A 14,645-nucleotide genomic window follows, 5' to 3' on the forward strand; every position below is an offset into this window, starting at 1 on the left:
GCGAGAACGAGCGCGGGGGCAAACGCGAGGCGGGCTGTGATCACAGCCAGCACGCTAGCGGGTTATCACTGCCACCACGGCTTGAATGTCGACGGCGCGCTGGGTGTCGCGGGGTCGACTCGTTCGCCCGGGCGCGGCACGATCACCTCGACTCCCGCCGGCTCCGCGGCGGCGAGCAGTCGCTCGATGGGCTCGGCCCACGGATGCGGCGCGAGCCGGAACGTCGCCCAGTGGATCGGCAGCAGCAAGCCTTTCCCTGCTTCGGCGATGTCGAGATGAGCCCGTACGGCCTCTTCCGGGTTCATGTGAATGTCTGGCCACGCCGGGTGGTACGCGCCGACGGGCATCAGCGACATGTCGAACGGCCCGTGATCCCTCCCGATCTCGGCGAAGCTCTTCGTGTAACCGGTGTCGCCGCCGAAGAACGCCCGGTGCCGGGGGCCGATGATCACCCACGATGCCCACAGCGTGGTGTTGCGGGTGAACAACCGTCCGGAGAAATGGCGGGCCGGCGTGCACACCAGCGTCAGGTCGCCGATCGTATGGCTCTCGTGCCAGTCGAGTTCGACGATGCGGTGCGCGGGGATCCGCCACTTTCGCAGATGTGCGCCAACCCCCAGCGGAACGACGAACGGCGCCCGTTGGCTGTGGGCGAGCGCGACGACGGTGTCCATGTCCAGATGGTCGTAGTGGTCGTGGCTGATGATCACCGCGTCGAGCGCGGGAAGCGCCTCCAGCGGAATGGGCACGTCGTGCATCCGCTCGGGCCCGACAGTCCGCGACGGCGAACACCGCCTGCTCCATATCGGGTCGGTGAGCACGCGGTAGCCGTCGACCTCGACCAGCGCCATCGAGTGGCCGTACCAGCTGGCGGCGAGGTCGAGCGGTGTGGTGTCTACCTTCGCCGGCACGGCGAGCGGAACGGGTTTGTGCGGTCGCGTGGCGTCGCGCGAGCCGACGAGTTCCCGGATGAGCAGGTTGCGCTGCTCGGCCTCGAGGTTCATCTGCGACGCGGGATCGACGTTGACGAACACGCCGTCCTGATAGTTCGGCGATCGCCGGGCGACGGGCCAGATTTCGTCGGGACGGGCGCCGACCGCGGTGGGGCTTCCCTGCAAGGCCCGCAGCACCCACCCGCTGGCCGCAACGGTGGCGGTCCCGATCGCGAATCGCAGCGCGGCGCCCAGCATGCGTCAGGCCCCCCGGAAGTTCGGCGGCCGCTTCTCGATCCGGGCCATCTGCGCCTCGATCACGTCCTGGCTGCTCCACGCCTTGTCGAAGAGTTCTTGATGCACGGGCCGGGGCTCCTCGTAGGCGCCGTCGTCGTTGAGCACTCGCTTGGCGTGCTGCAGTGCCAGCGGCGCGAACCCGGCGATCTCAGCAGCCCACGCCTGCGCGTCGGCAAGCGTGCCGATCCGGTTGGCCATGCCGGTCTGCAGCGCGACGTCGGACGTCAGCCGTTCCGCTCCGAACAGCATGCCTCGCGCCCGGCCCGCACCGACCAGTGAGGTCAGTCGGCGGATGCTCCAGTTGTCTAGCGCCAGGCCGTATTTCGCGACGGGAAACTGGAAGTACGCGTCTGGCGCGACGACGCGCAGGTCGCAGATCAACGACAGGATGACACCGGCCCCGATCGCGGGCCCGTTGATGGCGCCGATCACGGGCACCGGCGCCGCGTCGATGGCGAGGTTGAGCGCCTTCGCCTTGTCGGGAAGCTCCTCGGCGACGCTCGACGGGTCGCTGAGATCGGCACCCGAGCTGAACACGTGGCCCTGGCCGGTCACCACGACGGCGCGGACGTCCTCGCTTGCGGCCTTCTCGATCGCTTCGCGCAGCCCGTCGACCAGAGCGCTGTTGAGCGCGTTGCGGCGCTCGGCGCGCTGCATCTCCAAAGTCATCACGTGGCCGCTGCGGGTCACTCCAATCATGGGCCCAAGCCTATATAGGGTCAGGCTGTGAGCCGGATCGGTGCCCTCGAGCTGCGGGATGCCGTGCTGGATGAGGGATCCTTCCGCAGCTGGGACTCCCCGCCGGTGCCGATCGCCCGCAGCGACTCGTACCGCCGCGAGCTGGCCGACGCCGAGGCTGCCACGGGTCTCGACGAGTCGGTCATCACCGGCGAGGGCCGTGTTCTGGGCAGGCGCGTGGCGGTGGTGGCGTGCGAGTTCGACTTCCTCGCCGGATCGATCGGGGTGGCCGCCGCCGAACGCATCACCGCCGCCGTGGCCCGGGCCACCGCCGAACGCCTGCCACTGCTGGCCTCGCCCAGTTCGGGTGGCACCCGCATGCAGGAGGGCACGGTCGCGTTCCTGCAGATGGTCAAGATCGCCGCGGCCGTCGAGCTGCACAAGCGGGCCCATCTGCCCTATCTCGTGTACCTGCGCCACCCCACCACCGGCGGAGTGTTCGCGTCGTGGGGCTCGCTGGGCCACATCACGGTCGCCGAGCCGGGTGCGCTGATCGGCTTTCTGGGCCCGCGCGTGTACGAGCACCTCTACGGCGAGCCGTTCCCGTCCGGCGTTCAGACCGCGGAAAACCTGCAGCGCCACGGCGTCATCGATGCCGTCATCCCGCTGGACCGCCTTCGCGGTGTGCTGGACCGCGCGCTCAAGGTCGTCGCCGACGCTCCAGAACCGCCGCCGCCCGCACCACCGACCGAACCCCAGCCCGACGTGCCCGCGTGGGATTCGGTGGTGGCTTCGCGACGGCCGGACCGCCCCGGCGTCGCGCAGCTGCTGCGCCACGGGGCGACGGAATGGGCCTTGTTGTCGGGCACCGCCTTCGGTGAGGGCGCCACGACGCTGCTGGCGCTGGCCCGGTTCGGCGGCCAACCGGCGGTGGTGCTGGGGCAACAGCGGCTGGTCGGGGGGACCCGCACGCGAGGAGGAGAAGAAGGTCTCGTCGGGCCGGTCGCATTACGCGAAGCGCGGCGCGGTATGGCGCTGGCCGCGGGGCTGAAGCTGCCGCTGGTGTCGGTGATCGACACGGCTGGGCCGGCATTGTCGGCCGAGGCCGAGCAGGGCGGTCTGGCCGGCGAGATCGCACGCTGCGTTGCCGAGTTGGTCACCCTCGATACGCCGACGGTGTCGGTCTTGCTCGGGCAGGGCAGCGGCGGTCCCGCGCTGGCGATGGTGCCCGCCGATCGGGTGCTGGCGGCGCTGCACGGGTGGCTCGCGCCGCTACCGCCTGAGGGCGCGAGCGCGATCGTGTTCCGCGATGTCGACCACGCTCCCGAACTTGCTGCGGCGCAGGGCATCCGGTCGGCCGACCTATTGCGCGACGGCATCGTCGACGTCGTCGTCGGTGAGCTCCCGGACGCCGCCGATGAACCTGTCGAGTTCATCGAAAGGATGTCGGCGGCCATCGCGGGTGAGCTACACCGGCTGCGCGCGGTTCCCGACGAGCAGCGCATGGCCGCCCGATTCGAGCGGTACCGCCGCATCGGGCTCCCGGGCGGCTAACCGCCGAGTTCGGCGACCGTCGTCTCCAGAATCGCCGCCTGCTCCTCGATGACGCGGTCTGACAGGTCCTGCGCACCGATTCGTTGCAGAAGATCGTCGCGGGAGATCACCTGCAACGCGCCTCGGTACTCCGGTGATTCTGTTTGCCGCGGCGAGACGACCTCGATTCGTCCCTCGATCAGGACCAGCACCGCTTCGGGGTCGTCGTGCTCGAGCAGTCGTCGCACGTCATCGGCGGAGATCACGAGTTCCCCCGCCCGGTCTGATTCTGCAACCGGTCGATCAGTTCCGAGGCCTGGGCCTTGGTGAGGTTCTCCGGAATCTGTTCGCCGGCCTCCTGCGCGAGGGTGTTCAGGTAGCTGCGTTGCGGGCCGGTCATCGGCTCGTCCCCTGTCGCCCAGTCCGACCGGTCCTTCTGCGGGTTCTCCTGGGGCGCGGCGCCCGGATCGTCACTCATGGCCTAGCTATGCCCGGTAATGAACGGGTTTAAGCCCCTACTCCGGTCTGCCGACCGCGCGTGCATTGCCGCGGCTGCGGAGCCACAGCACCGCGACGGCGATCAGCACCTCGATCATCGACAGGCCCATCGTCAGTGTCATGACGATCGACTGCGGTACAACGGCTTCCACCGACTCGTGGGTGACGTGATGGGCGCCGGAGACCGTTAGGTGCACGGCGACCATGGCGAGGTTCATCACGGCGACCAGCGTCCAGGCCCGTGTCGACCCCGAGAGCCACATTCCCGTGCGCAATACAGGCAGACGATGGCCATGCCGGCGATCAGCACCGCCGATGCGACGTTGCCCACATGGTTGAGCATGATTGCGTGCAGCGCGGCCGAGATCGCAGCAAGCAACGCTGCGATCCGCCGCGCGACGAGGGGCATCCCGCCATTGTCGTGCACTACTGGAACAGGTACCGCGCAATCGTGGGTCCGAGCCACCCCACCACCTCGTCGTGTGACATCGCCACGATCGGCGGCAGCCGCAGCACGTAGCGACACAGCGCCAGGCCGAGCATCTGCGACGCCACCAGGCTGGCGCGGCGCTCGGGACGCACCGGATCGATGGCGGCGATCACAGGGATCAGCTGCCCGGCGAAGATCTCGCGCATCCGCTGGGCGGCCACGTCGTTGGACGTGCTTGATCGCAGCAGCACGACGAGCGCCTCGTCGCGTTCCCAGCGGTCCATGAAGTAGTCGACGATGCGCGCGCCGACGTCCGCGTCGGCCACCCCGGAGAGGTCGGGAATCTGCAGGTCGAAGTCGGCTGCCGCGGCGAACAGCTGATCCTTGCTGCCGAAGTACCGCATCACCATCGAGGGGTCGATGTCGGCGTCGGCGGCGATCGCGCGGATTGTGGCGCGTTCGAAGCCCGATTGGGCGAACCGCTCCTTGGCCGCAGCCAGGATCACCGCCTTGGTCTCTGTAGAGGATCTACGCATGCCAACAACTGTATGCCAACAACTGTTGACTTTCACCCTCCGGCTAGCGCATAGTTATGCCAACAAGTGTTGGCAAAGGAGACCACGATGAACAGCACATATGACACCGACGTCCTGGTAGTAGGCGCGGGTCCGACAGGTCTGACGCTGGCCGCATCCCTGGTTGCGCGGGGCATCGCGACCACCGTCGTGGACCGGCAGGCCGCCGGCGCGAACACCTCGCGGGCAGCCGTCGTGAATGCGCGATCCCTTGAGGTGCTCGAAGGCCTCGATGTGGCGCGTCGCCTGGTCAAGGAAGGCATACCGGCGCCCGTGTTCACCATTCGCGATCGGCAGCACACTCTGATCGAGATCGACTTCAGCGGGCTACCGACCGCTTATCCCTACTCGCTGATGGTGCCCCAATCGACGACCGAGAAGCTGCTGGGAGACCGTCTGGTCGAACTCGGCGGCACCGTCATCCGACCCAAGACGCTGACGTCTCTGGCGCAGGACGCCGACGGCGTGACGGCGTCGTTCGACGACGGCGACGTCATCCGTGCGCGCTATCTGGTTGGCGCCGACGGTATGCACAGCGGGGTGCGCGAACACGCCGGCATCGGCTTCGAGGGCGGCCGGTACGAGGAGTCCTTCGTGCTGGCGGATGTCCTGTTGTCCGGCGAGGTCCCCGCCGACGAGGTCCTTCTGTTCTGGGCGACCGCGGGGTTGACCGTCGTCGCGCCGCTGCCGGACGGCAGTTACCGCGTCGTGGCGCCGGTCGCCGACGCGCCGGAGCATCCGTCGGTCGAGTTCGTCCAGCGACTGCTCGACGAACGCGGCCTCGGCGCCGGACGAATGGTCGTCGCGGACGTGGTCTGGGGATCGCGCTTCGGCATCCACCATCGCGTCGCCGACACATACCGGGCCGGACGCCTGCTGCTCGCGGGCGACGCCGCGCATGTACACAGTCCCGCGGGTGGGCAGGGCATGAACCTCGGCATCCAGGACGCCGTCGCGCTGAGTGAGGCTCTTTCGGCTGTCCTTGGCGGCGGCACCCAGTCACTGCTCGACGATTACAGCGCGGCCCGTCGCCCGATGGCCCGCGATGTCGTCTCATTGACCGATCGGCTCACCCGGCTGGCGACGATGCCCCGCATGGCTCGTCCGATCCGCAATCTCGCGATCGGCCTGGCAGGACGGTTCCCCTTCGTCCAGCGGGCGCTGGCGATGCGGCTGAGCGGACTCGTCTACCGCTGACCGATAGCATCGCCTCCGGGAGGCAGCAGTTTGGCGACTATCGAAGCCGACTATCTGGTGATCGGGGCGGGTGCCACGGCGATGGCGTTCGTCGACACGTTGGTCAACGAGAGCGACGCGCGCGTCGTCATGGTGGACCGCAACCACTCCCCCGGCGGGCACTGGAACGCTGCCTATCCCTTCGTGCGACTGCACCAGCCCTCCGCCTACTACGGCGTGAACTCGCGGCGGCTCGGCAGCGACACCATCGACAGCACCGGGCCGAACAAGGGCTACTACGAGCTGGCAGGCGGCGCGGAGGTGTGCGCCTACTTCGACGCGGTGATGCATCAGCAGCTGCTGCCGACCGGCCAGGTCAAGTACTTCCCGATGAGCGAGTACGTCGGCGACGGCCGCGTCCGCACCCTCGGCGGCGACGACGTCGACGTGGCGGCCCGAAAAATCGTCGACTCGACGTTCGTCGGGATCACGGTGCCGTCGATGCGGCGCCCGCCCTACGACGTGGCAGCCGGGGTCGACTGCATTCCGCCCAACGAACTGCCCCGCCACAAGGCCCGCGATCGCTATGTGATCGTCGGGGCCGGCAAGACCGCAATGGACACCTGCCTGTGGCTGCTGCGGCACGGCATCGCGCCCGAGCGGCTCTCCTGGATCAAGCCCCGCGACTCCTGGCTGCTCAACCGCGCCAACGTCCAGCCGGGGCCGCAGTTCACCAAGAAGGTGCTCGCCGACGTCACCGCCCAGCTGAAGTCCGTCGAGAAGGCCGAATCGATCGACGACCTGTTCGCCCGGCTTGCCGATGCCGAGTCGCTCCTGCGGATCGACGAGTCGGTGCGACCCGAGATGTATCGCTGCGCGATCGTGTCGCTCGCCGAACTCGAGCAACTGCGCCGCATCACCGACGTCGTTCGGATGGGACACGTGCAATCGATCGAGCCCGGCCGGGTCGTGCTCGACGACGGCACTGTGCCGGTGGCCGCATCGGCGCTGCATATCGACTGCACCGCAGTGGGTTTGGGCCGCGGCGACGTGACCGCGGTATTCGACGACGACCGCATCACACTGCAGACGGTGCGCACCTGCCAGCCGGTATTCAGCGCGGCGTTGATCGGGCATGTCGAGGCGACCTACGGCGACAACGGCGCCAAGAACTCGCTCTGCCTGCCGATCCCCAATCCGGAGGTTCCGCTGGATTGGCTGCGAATGATGCGGATCTACAACGAGAATCAAATCCGGTGGTTCGACGAACCCGACATGATGGCATGGCTCGATTCGGCCAGGCTCAACATTCTCAGCCACTCGACGGCGTCGGTCAGCCCGCGCGCACGGGAGAAGATCATCGGGGTGATGCGCGCGCAGCTGCGCAAGACCAACGACAAGCTCGAAGCTCTGCTGGCGTAGGCACCAGGCGCATCGAGACTGCGCTGACGGCGAGGCCTACTCGCACTTCCTCGCCACCACTGCCGTCTCGCGCGCGAGCCGTCAGGCCAGCGACTCGATCCACGCCCGGTGCAGCGCGGCGTATCTGCCGTCGCTGCGGTGGATCAGTTCGGCGGGCGGGCCGTCTTCGACGATGCGGCCGTGCTCGAGGACCAACACGCGATCGGCCACCTCCACCGTCGACAGCCGGTGCGCGATGACGAGGGCCGTGCGGTCGGCAAGCACGGTATCCAGCGCCCCCTGCACCATGCGCTCGCTCGGGATGTCCAGCGACGACGTCGCCTCGTCGAGGATCAGCACGGCCGGGTCGGCGAGGAAAGCCCGCGCGAACGCGACGAGCTGCCGTTGCCCTGCTGACAACCGACCGCCGCGCTTGGCCACATCGGTGTCGTATCTCTCCGGCAGGCTTTCGATGAACCGGTCCGCGCCGACGGCGGCCGCCGCCCCCTGCACCTCGTCGTCGGTGGCGTCAGGCCGCCCGAACCGGATGTTGTCGGCGACGGTGCCGTCGAACATGAAGTTCTCCTGGGTGACCATCACGACGTGGCGGCGCAACTCGCTCTGCGACAGCTCACGAAGGTCGATGCCGTCCAGCGTCACCGCACCCGATGTCGGATCGTAGAACCGCGCGATGAGCTTGGCGATGGTCGTCTTGCCCGCGCCGGTGGTGCCGACGAGTGCGACGGTCTGCCCGGCGGGGACCGTCAGGTTCAGATCCGGCAGCACCTCGCGCCCGGGCACATACGAGAAGTGCACGTCGCGGAAAGCGACGTCGCCGCGCACCGAGTCCAGCCTCACCGGATGTTCGGGATCCTCGATACCGGGACGCTCGGCGAGTACGCCCGCCAGCTTCTCCAGCGCCGAAGCCGCCGACTGAAAGGTGTTGAAGAACTGCGAGATCTCCTGCATCGGCTCGAAGAACATACGCAGATACAGCAGGAACGCAGCGAGCGTGCCGATCGTCATCTGCCCGTGCAGCACCCGGTAGCCGCCGTAGAGCAGCACCACGGCGGTGGTGATGTTGCCGACCAGCTTCACACCCGGCATGAAGATCGCCAACAACTTGAACGTGCGCTCGTTGTCGGAGCGGTAGCGGTCGGCGATGTCTTCGAAGATCTGCTGGTTGCGCGGTTCGCGGCGATAGGCCTGCACAGCCTTGATGCCGGTCATCGTCTCGACGAACTGCACGATCACCAGGGCCGCGCTTTCACGGACCCGGCGATACGTCTTGGCCGACTCGTTGCGGAACCACCACACCAGCAGGACGAGGATCGGGAACGCCACAAGGCACATCAGCCCGAGGCGCACGTCGAGTGCGATGAGGAGGATCGACGTACCCGCCAGCGTGAGAACGGCGGTGATCAGGCTGTCGAAGCCCGTTTCGAGCATGTCCTGGATGGCTTCGACGTCGTTGGTCGACCTGCTGACGACACGACCGGAGGTGTAGCGGTCGTGGAAGGCGATGTCGAGGCGCTGGAAATGCCGGAACACCCGGCGCCGCAACTCGAGCAGCACCTTCTGGCCGATGCGTCCCGAACGGCGCAGGAAGAACATCCGGCTGAAGGCCTGCACGACGACGACCACGCAGAGCGCGCCGACGACCGCCATCAGCGTGTGGGCTGGCCCGCCGTCGATGATCGGCGGGATGCCGTGGTCGATGCCGCGCTGTACAAGTAGCGGGACCGAAAGCCGCGCAGCGTTTTCCACCACGACGATGACGGCGAGAAACGCGACCGTCCACCGGTACGGCCGCAGCAGCGAGTACAGCAAGGCACGCGCTTCACGCCTGCGGGGCAGCGCCTCGTCGATCGGCAGGTCGTCGTCGCGCTGCTCGTCGAGCCGGCCACGCCAGCGCTCGATGCGCTGCTCGTCGGGATCCTCGGGGACGTCGACCGGGGCGGTGTCAGTGGCGGTCATCGGCCCTCGGCCTCACTCGTGACGAACTCGCGGTCGCGGGCCTCGCACGCTCTGTCGGTGGCCTCGTGCTCCTGATAGGCCTTGCCGAGCCTGCTGCGGTTCTCGTCGTCCTCCCATGGGCACGCACGCTCGACGCCGTCGTCGAGCTCGTCGTCGGCGGCAAGCAGGTACCGGTACTGAGGCACCGTCGCGAGAAGCTCCGAATGCGTGCCGACGTGGGTGATGGTGCCGTCTTCGAGCAGCGCCACCTTGTCGGCCAGCAAAACCGTCGACGCGCGGTTCGCCACGACGATGCCCGTCACCGCGTGCAGCACGCGTCGCAGCGCCTTCTCGACGACCGCCTCGGTGTGGACGTCGAGAGCGGAGAGGGTGTCGTCGAGCACGAGGATCTTCGGCGCCGACAGGATCGCGCGGGCCAGCGAAAGCCGTTGCCGCTGACCGCCGGACAGGCTCATGCCCTGTTCGCCGATCCGGGTGTCGAGGCCGAACGGCAGGTCGTAGACGAACTCTGCTGCCGCCACTTCGATGGCTCGGGCCATCTCGTCCTCGGTCGCACGCGGGCGGCCGAGGCGCAGGTTCTCGGCGACCGACATGGAGAACAGCGTCGGGTCCTCGAACGCGGTCGCGACGGTCTGGCGCAGCGCGGGCAGCGACAGATCGCGGATGTCCGTGCCGTCGATGCGGATGGCCCCCTCGGTCACGTCGTAGAGCCGTGACAGCAGGCTCGCGAGCACCGACTTGCCCGATCCGGTGGCGCCGATGAGGGCCAGCGTCTCGCCGGGTTCGACGGTGACGTTGACGTGCCGCAGCGCCCATTGGTCCGGCTCGCCGTCGGGGAACCGGAAGCCCACGTCGACCAGCTCCAACCGGCCTTTGCCCGATGCCTGATCCCGTGCGCCGTCCTCGATCTCGAGTGGCGCGTCGAAGATCTCGGCGATGCGGTTCGCCGCGGTGAACGACTCCTGGGTCATCGACAGCAGGAAGCCAAGCGACGCGATGGGCCAGACGAGCGACAGCATCATCGTGATGAACGCGACAAGCGTGCCCATCGTCACGTAATTGTGGCCCGCAGCGTAAGCCCCCAGGCCCAGCACCACGATCAGCGTCAGGTTCGGGATGATCTCCAGCAGCGTCCAGAACTTCGCGGACACCGACACTCGCCTGACCTGCGTGTCGTAGAGGTTGTTGAGCTGGTCGTCGAACCGGTCGTAGACGTACTCCTCGCGGCCGAACGACTTCACCACCCGAAGGCCGAGCGCCGATTCCTCGACGTGCGTGGCGACGTGACCGGACTGGTCCTGCGCCAGCCGCGACAGCCGGGTGTACTCCTTCTGGAAGTGCAGCACCGTCGCCGCGATCGGCGCGATCGACACCAGCACGACGACGCCGAGCGGCCAGTACATGGCCAGCAGGATGGCCGTTACGACGGTGATCTGGATGACGTTGAGAAGCAGGAAGACCATGCCGAAGGACATGAAGCGGCGAATCGTGCTCAGGTCGTTCATGATTCGCGACAGCAGCTGGCCCGACTGCCAGCGTCCGTGGAAGGACATCGGCAGAATCTGCAGTCGGGCGTAGAGGTCCTTGCGGATGTCGGCCTCGACCCCCATCGTGCCGCGGGCCACCAGCCAACGGCGGATGAACCACAGCACCGCCTCGGAGATGCCGATGCCCATCGCGGCGCTGCCGAGCAGCCACAGACCGCGCTGATCCTGATGGCGCACCGGCCCGTCGATGACGGCCTTGGTCATCAGCGGGATCGCCACGGTGGCGACGAGGCTCAGCAGCGCCACGGAGATCATCGCGATCCAGCGCACCCGATACGGCATCAGATACGGCAGCAGCCGCCAGAGGTCCGAGCTGGTGCGCTTGCGAGCCGGTGGCGGCGCCACTGCGGACGCCGCGCGCAGCGTATCCAGGTTCGGTTCAGTCAAAGTAATTCCAATTATCGCCAAAGCGGCAAATCAATATCGGTTGCTTCCAGGGTCTCACGCGGCGACGACATCTTCCGCCGCTGCCTGCTTGCCGAACTGGGTCTCATACAGCTCGGCGTAGCGGCCCTCGAGTGAGAGCAGCTGGTCGTGGTTGCCGCGTTCCACGATACGGCCGTCCTCGACGACCAGGATGGTGTCGGCCGCACACACGGTGGACAGCCGGTGGGCGATCACGATCGAGGTCCGACCGGCGAGAGCCTCGCCGAGGGCTTGCGAAACGGCGGCCTCCGACGCCGAATCCAGCGATGCGGTGGCCTCGTCGAGCACCACCACCCTGGACCGGCCGAGCAGCAGCCGGGCGATCGTCAGCCGCTGGCGCTGACCGCCGGAGAGCCGGTAGCCGCGCTCCCCCACCACGGTGTCGAGGCCGTCGGGCATCTGGGCGATGACGTCGGCCAGCCGGGCGCGCTCGAGCGCCTGCCACAGCTCCTCGTCCGTCGCGTCGGGTGCGGCCAGCCGCAGGTTCGACGCGATCGTCTCGTGGAACAGGTGGCCGTCCTGGGTCACCATGCCCACGGTCTCCTTCAGCGACGCGAACGAGACATCACGGACGTCGGCCCCGTTGAGCCGGACGGCACCGGAGTCGACGTCGTAGAGCCGGGCCAGCAGCGACGCGATCGTCGACTTGCCCGCTCCAGAGGAACCGACCAGCGCGATCATTTCGCCCGGCTGTGCGGTGAACGAGATGCCGTGCAGCACTTCCTCTCCCCCGCGGATGTCGGTATCGCTGAGCACCGCGACCTCTTCGAGCGACGCCAGCGACACCTTGTCGGCCGACGGGTAGGAGAACCGGACGTCGTCGAACTCCACCGACACCGGCCCGTCGGCCACCGGCGTTGCGGCGGGCTTCTCCTGGATCAGCGGCTCCAGATCGAGTACCTCGAAGACACGCTCGAAGCTGACCAGCGCGCTGGCGATCTCGACGTGCGCGTTGGCCAGGGCGGTCAGCGGCGAGTACAGCCGGGTCAGGAGGAGCGCCAGGGCGACGATCGCCCCCGTCTGCAGGTGCCCGCCGATGGCCAGCACGCCGCCGAGCCCGTACACCAGGGCCAGCGCGAGCGCCGACATCAGCGTCAGCGAGTTCATGAACACCGACTGCAGCATCGCGGTGCGCACGCCGATGTCGCGGACGCGGTCGGCACGCACCTCGAACTCGCGCGACTCGGTGGTGGGACTGCCGAAGAGTTTCACCAGCGTCGCGCCCGGCGCCGAAAAGCGTTCGGTCATCTGGGTGTTCATCGTCGCGTTGTGCACCGCGGCCTCTCGGGACAGCCGCGCCATGGTCCGCCCGATCCAGCGGGCGGGCAAGAGGAACAGCGGCATCAGAAGCAGCGAGAGCAGGGTGACCTGCCACGAGATCCGCAGCATCACCACCAGCGTCAGCGTGAGTGTCACCACGTTGGTGATGACGCCGGAGAACGTGTCGGAGAAGGCGCGTTGCGCGCCCATCACGTCGTTGCCGAGCCTGCTGACCAGCGCGCCGGTGCGGGTCCGCGTGAAGAACGCGATCGGCATCTTCTGGACGTGGTCGAAGACCGCGGTGCGCAGATCGAGGATCAGGCCTTCGCCGATCGTCGAGGACAGCCACCGCGTCACCAGCGAGACACCCGCCTCGGCGAGGGCGACGGCCGCGATCACCACGGCCAGCATCACCACCACGCCGATGGCACCCCTGCCGATCTCGTCGACGACCCGGCCGGCCAGCAGTGGCGTGGCCAGTCCAAGCACTGCGCTGACCACGCTGACCCCGACGAAGATGCCCAGCTTGCGATGGTGCCGGGCGGCGAAGCGCCAGATCCTGGTCAGCAGTGTGCGGTCGACCAGCGACCGTAGGTCACCGCCCTTGCCATGCGTCTGCCGGTACAGCGACTGCCGGGCTACCGTCTCAAAGCTCATAGATTCACCGTAAAACCTCAACAATGGATGAGGTCAACGACTTCCCGACAGGTCGGAGCGCTAAACCCGCTGGCTGATCCGCGCGAGGTCGGCCTCGATGCCGGCGACCCTCGCCGGATCGATGCCCCACGGCTCGTCGACACCCACGTGCTCGTCGAGGTCCCACAGCACGCACTGTTCGCCGGGTTCGGCGACCATCGACCATGCGATAACCGTCCGGCGAAGCTGTTCGTGCATCGGATCGGCGGTCGCGGCGGTGTTCTCCTGGGCGCCGCCCTCGGGGTGGTGATGCAGGAATCGTCCGTATGCCCTGTCGCAGAACGCGGAATACCGTGCGGTGCAGAGAATGAATCCGTGCCAAGCCTCGTCGACGGCATGCGACGGCATCCCGATCACCTGTTTGTCGCGTAGTGCTGCCGCGCAGCAGCGCAACCACTGCCGCAAACCTGCTTCGACCAGTTCGCGCGGTTCCCAAGGGCATGTCTTGTAGACAGCTTGAGGTAGATCGAGCGCTGCGACCTCGGCGTTCGCCCGATCAAATGAATTCATGCGGCGGTGACGTATGCCCATACTCTATTCCGTTGCGGCAAACAGTCCTAGCATTTGTCCATGAACGCCAGGTTCGCTCGCAAGCCGAAGAGCCGCAGGGAGTTTTGGTCGCGGCGATACCGCGACGGTGCAGTTTGGAGCGCCGGAACTATCGCCATTGGGCCCGACGGCGCAGGCCCAATGTCCTTCGTGCAGCCCGAAGAGACGGCCGGTGACGGCGTCGACGGTCCCGGCGGCGGAGGCGAAGCAGGCGGCGACGGCGGCGGCTGCGGTGGGGGCGGCGGCTGCAGCGCCGGTGGCGGGGGCTGCGGCGGCGGCGGGGGCTGCGGCGGCGGCGGGAGCTAACTGATGGACGCAATCGTGCCGGTACTCGCGGTGGTGGCAACCATCACGCTGATCCTCGTGTTCGGTTTCTTGATCAACAGGCGTCATGACCGTAAGCGTCAGCGCGATTGGGATAGCGGCAAATACGGTGCGGCGGGAATCGGCTCGGCGGGCGCAGCGGCATGGGGCGCGACGGGTGGCTTCTCCGGTGCAGGCTGCGGTGGATCCCGCGGCGACTCCGCCGGTGATGGCTGTAGCGGGGGTGGCTGCGGCGGAGGGTGTGGAGGCGGCTGCGGCGGTGGCGGCTAGCGCCCCCAGACGGCGCTGTGACACGCCAGTGATGAGACCGCCGCGAAGGTGATAGCACCGACGTCCCGCGCCTATC

The 14,645-nt window shown here is 67.9% G+C and carries 16 protein-coding genes; 5 read left to right on the plus strand and 11 right to left on the minus strand.

Features of this window, described 5'->3' with window-relative positions:
• Positions 1-65: 65 nt before the first annotated feature.
• Positions 66-1,190 (minus strand): MBL fold metallo-hydrolase, encoded by a 1,125-nt coding sequence (locus C6A82_RS22260; protein WP_105345049.1) that lies wholly within the window; start codon positions 1,188-1,190, stop codon positions 66-68.
• A gap of 3 nt (positions 1,191-1,193) precedes the next feature.
• Positions 1,194-1,928 carry an enoyl-CoA hydratase gene (locus C6A82_RS22265; protein ID WP_105345048.1) on the minus strand — a complete coding sequence of 245 codons (735 nt, stop codon included), beginning with the start codon at positions 1,926-1,928 and terminating at the stop codon, positions 1,194-1,196.
• 27 nt (positions 1,929-1,955) lie between these two features.
• Between C6A82_RS22265 and C6A82_RS22270 the strand changes: the two genes are divergently transcribed.
• Positions 1,956-3,461: a carboxyl transferase domain-containing protein gene (locus C6A82_RS22270; RefSeq protein ID WP_105345046.1), complete on the plus strand. Its 1,506-nt coding sequence runs from the start codon at positions 1,956-1,958 to the stop codon at positions 3,459-3,461.
• Here the strand turns inward: C6A82_RS22270 and C6A82_RS22275 are convergent.
• From C6A82_RS22275 to C6A82_RS22295, 5 genes are read right to left on the minus strand one after another with little or no spacing between them, the layout of a single operon-like run.
• Complete coding sequence (locus tag C6A82_RS22275) at positions 3,458-3,706, minus strand: hypothetical protein (protein ID WP_105345044.1); 249 nt, start codon at positions 3,704-3,706, stop codon at positions 3,458-3,460. The genes C6A82_RS22270 and C6A82_RS22275 overlap by 4 nt on opposite strands.
• Positions 3,703-3,918, minus strand: coding sequence for a DUF3072 domain-containing protein (locus C6A82_RS22280; protein WP_105345042.1), 216 nt, complete (start codon positions 3,916-3,918; stop codon positions 3,703-3,705). Before C6A82_RS22280 ends, C6A82_RS22275 begins: the two co-directional genes overlap by 4 nt.
• Before the next feature lie 37 nt (positions 3,919-3,955).
• A complete protein-coding gene (locus C6A82_RS22285) occupies positions 3,956-4,159 on the minus strand; it encodes a hypothetical protein (RefSeq protein WP_233216915.1) in 204 nt (67 codons plus the stop codon).
• Positions 4,156-4,347 (minus strand): hypothetical protein, encoded by a 192-nt coding sequence (locus tag C6A82_RS22290; RefSeq protein ID WP_311101475.1) that lies wholly within the window; start codon positions 4,345-4,347, stop codon positions 4,156-4,158. The genes C6A82_RS22285 and C6A82_RS22290 overlap by 4 nt, the downstream gene beginning before the upstream one ends.
• 17 nt (positions 4,348-4,364) lie before the next feature.
• Positions 4,365-4,904, minus strand: coding sequence for a TetR/AcrR family transcriptional regulator (locus C6A82_RS22295; RefSeq protein WP_105342864.1), 540 nt, complete (start codon positions 4,902-4,904; stop codon positions 4,365-4,367).
• 87 nt (positions 4,905-4,991) lie between these two features.
• On the opposite strand from C6A82_RS22295, the gene C6A82_RS22300 reads away from it, so the two are divergent.
• Both C6A82_RS22300 and C6A82_RS22305 read left to right on the plus strand, forming a co-directional pair.
• Positions 4,992-6,140 (plus strand): FAD-dependent oxidoreductase, encoded by a 1,149-nt coding sequence (locus C6A82_RS22300; RefSeq protein WP_105342869.1) that lies wholly within the window; start codon positions 4,992-4,994, stop codon positions 6,138-6,140.
• Between the two features lie 30 nt (positions 6,141-6,170).
• Positions 6,171-7,541, plus strand: coding sequence for an NAD(P)/FAD-dependent oxidoreductase (locus tag C6A82_RS22305; RefSeq protein WP_199193638.1), 1,371 nt, complete (start codon positions 6,171-6,173; stop codon positions 7,539-7,541).
• An 81-nt stretch (positions 7,542-7,622) separates the two neighbouring features.
• Here the strand turns inward: C6A82_RS22305 and C6A82_RS22310 are convergent, their stop codons facing one another.
• The 4 genes from C6A82_RS22310 to C6A82_RS22325 are packed head-to-tail and all read right to left on the minus strand — an operon-like array spanning position 7,623 to position 13,936.
• Positions 7,623-9,497: an ABC transporter ATP-binding protein gene (locus tag C6A82_RS22310; RefSeq protein ID WP_105342865.1), complete on the minus strand. Its 1,875-nt coding sequence runs from the start codon at positions 9,495-9,497 to the stop codon at positions 7,623-7,625.
• A complete protein-coding gene (locus C6A82_RS22315; protein ID WP_105342872.1) occupies positions 9,494-11,437 on the minus strand; it encodes an ABC transporter ATP-binding protein in 1,944 nt (647 codons plus the stop codon). The genes C6A82_RS22310 and C6A82_RS22315 overlap by 4 nt, the downstream gene beginning before the upstream one ends.
• A gap of 48 nt (positions 11,438-11,485) precedes the next feature.
• Entirely contained in the window at positions 11,486-13,387 is a 1,902-nt protein-coding gene (locus tag C6A82_RS22320; protein ID WP_105342867.1) for an ABC transporter ATP-binding protein, read from the minus strand.
• Positions 13,388-13,447: 60 nt separating this feature from the next.
• On the minus strand, positions 13,448-13,936 hold the full coding sequence (locus tag C6A82_RS22325) for a hypothetical protein (protein ID WP_105342874.1): 489 nt from the start codon (positions 13,934-13,936) through the stop codon (positions 13,448-13,450).
• Positions 13,937-13,996: 60 nt separating this feature from the next.
• Here C6A82_RS22325 and C6A82_RS22330 point away from each other — a divergent pair, with 60 nt between their 5' ends.
• Positions 13,997-14,281: a hypothetical protein gene (locus C6A82_RS22330; protein ID WP_311101476.1), complete on the plus strand. Its 285-nt coding sequence runs from the start codon at positions 13,997-13,999 to the stop codon at positions 14,279-14,281.
• A 3-nt stretch (positions 14,282-14,284) separates the two neighbouring features.
• Positions 14,285-14,569, plus strand: a complete 285-nt coding sequence (locus C6A82_RS22335; RefSeq protein ID WP_105345129.1) for a hypothetical protein — start codon at positions 14,285-14,287, stop codon at positions 14,567-14,569.
• Positions 14,570-14,645 lie beyond the last annotated feature (76 nt).

The sequence above is a fragment of the Mycobacterium sp. ITM-2016-00318 genome (genome assembly GCF_002968285.2).
In the GTDB taxonomy this organism is placed as follows: Bacteria; Actinomycetota; Actinomycetes; order Mycobacteriales; family Mycobacteriaceae; genus Mycobacterium.

Excerpts from the sequence above, each read along its gene's own strand:
- C6A82_RS22260 (WP_105345049.1), bottom strand. The coding sequence starts at position 1,190 with ATGCTGGGCGCCGCGCTGCGATTCGCGATCGGGACCGCCACCGTTGCG.
- C6A82_RS22265 (WP_105345048.1), bottom strand. The coding sequence starts at position 1,928 with ATGATTGGAGTGACCCGCAGCGGCCACGTGATGACTTTGGAGATGCAG.
- C6A82_RS22280 (WP_105345042.1), bottom strand. The coding sequence starts at position 3,918 with ATGAGTGACGATCCGGGCGCCGCGCCCCAGGAGAACCCGCAGAAGGAC.
- C6A82_RS22290 (WP_311101475.1), bottom strand. The coding sequence starts at position 4,347 with ATGCCCCTCGTCGCGCGGCGGATCGCAGCGTTGCTTGCTGCGATCTCG.
- C6A82_RS22295 (WP_105342864.1), bottom strand. The coding sequence starts at position 4,904 with ATGCGTAGATCCTCTACAGAGACCAAGGCGGTGATCCTGGCTGCGGCC.
- C6A82_RS22300 (WP_105342869.1), top strand. The coding sequence starts at position 4,992 with ATGAACAGCACATATGACACCGACGTCCTGGTAGTAGGCGCGGGTCCG.
- C6A82_RS22310 (WP_105342865.1), bottom strand. The coding sequence starts at position 9,497 with ATGACCGCCACTGACACCGCCCCGGTCGACGTCCCCGAGGATCCCGAC.
- C6A82_RS22320 (WP_105342867.1), bottom strand. The coding sequence starts at position 13,387 with ATGAGCTTTGAGACGGTAGCCCGGCAGTCGCTGTACCGGCAGACGCAT.
- C6A82_RS22325 (WP_105342874.1), bottom strand. The coding sequence starts at position 13,936 with ATGAATTCATTTGATCGGGCGAACGCCGAGGTCGCAGCGCTCGATCTA.
- C6A82_RS22330 (WP_311101476.1), top strand. The coding sequence starts at position 13,997 with ATGAACGCCAGGTTCGCTCGCAAGCCGAAGAGCCGCAGGGAGTTTTGG.
- C6A82_RS22335 (WP_105345129.1), top strand. The coding sequence starts at position 14,285 with ATGGACGCAATCGTGCCGGTACTCGCGGTGGTGGCAACCATCACGCTG.